The organism is Candidatus Liberibacter sp., assembly GCF_014048425.1.
GTDB lineage: Bacteria > Pseudomonadota > Alphaproteobacteria > Rhizobiales > Rhizobiaceae > Liberibacter.
Genome location: NZ_JACETX010000088.1, coordinates 1 through 1,036 on the forward strand (window position 1 = coordinate 1; position 1,036 = coordinate 1,036).

Consider the following 1,036-nt stretch of genomic DNA (forward strand, 5'->3'; position numbering starts at 1 on the left):
GCAACTAAAGCGATCAAGACCCACGCCGATATGATGAAATCGTCTGCCCAGCTTCAATCCATGAAAGCTGTTTCTGATATGTCGAGTACTGATGGTACTTCTAGACCTCTAACTGAGGAGGAAGAATCCAAGACTTGGAGTTGCGTAGGGAGCAGTTAGTACAGCTATCGGTCTTCAGGCACTGCATGGTTTCAAGAAGTCATAGACACGGATGTTACTATTTTAAGAACGGTTAGTTCTTCCACTCTTCAAGACGATCTCATTGATCTCAAGGCGATTAGCTCCAAGATACAAGAACTTGAATCGAGACCCTCGGGGGGGGCTGGAGGAGCAGGTGACAAAGGCGAGCAAGGCAAGCAAGGCGACAAAGGATTGCAAGGTCCAAAAGGTGAACAAGGTGAACAGGGGCTTCAAGGACCTAAAGGAGATAAAGGACCTAAAGGAGACAAAGGCGATCAGGGAGACCAAGGTGAGCAAGGACCTCAAGGGGAAAAAGGCGATACAGTCATACCTGAAGGCGTTGTCACTAAAGCTCAGCTACTCACTGGGGATTCAGGCAATAGAATGGTCTTAAAAAACGCTCAGGGTGATACCGCATTTTTGGTATTAACCCTAGCGGGTATGCCATGTCAGGTGCTTTTGAAGCCAAAAGCGGTAAGCTTAAATCAGGTTTTTCGTCTGGCAAATCAGGCGACATCTACATCATCACAAGCGAAGGGAAAGTGGTTCTTCTTGTTCATCCAAACTCTACTAATCCTTTAGAAGACATTAGAAGAAACATCAAAGCCGTCCACCAGGACGAATTCGACAAAAAGATTAAAGCACTTGAATCTAAACCATCAGGAGGAGGGGGAGGAGGATTAACCGAAGAACAGGTTCTTGCTCTCATCAAAAGAGCATTAAAAGGTCGTACAGGATTGTTTCCCATTGCTACACCACCCAATGTTTTTAGACCCGGGATGATCATCAAAGGCTCTGATATCAACGGCTCTCAATGGTCATTCCCTGTTCAATACCTGAACAGAGGCATTACAGG

2 protein-coding genes are annotated in these 1,036 nt (G+C 45.9%); both read left to right on the plus strand.

Annotated features, from left to right (window positions below; all coding sequences use genetic code 11):
- The first annotated feature begins 334 nt into the window (after window positions 1-334).
- Window positions 335-574, plus strand: coding sequence for a hypothetical protein (locus H0G72_RS06170; RefSeq protein ID WP_220456139.1), 240 nt, complete (start codon window positions 335-337; stop codon window positions 572-574).
- A gap of 52 nt (window positions 575-626) precedes the next feature.
- On the plus strand, window positions 627-1,036 hold a 410-nt coding region (locus tag H0G72_RS06175), incomplete at its 3' end, for a hypothetical protein (protein ID WP_220456140.1).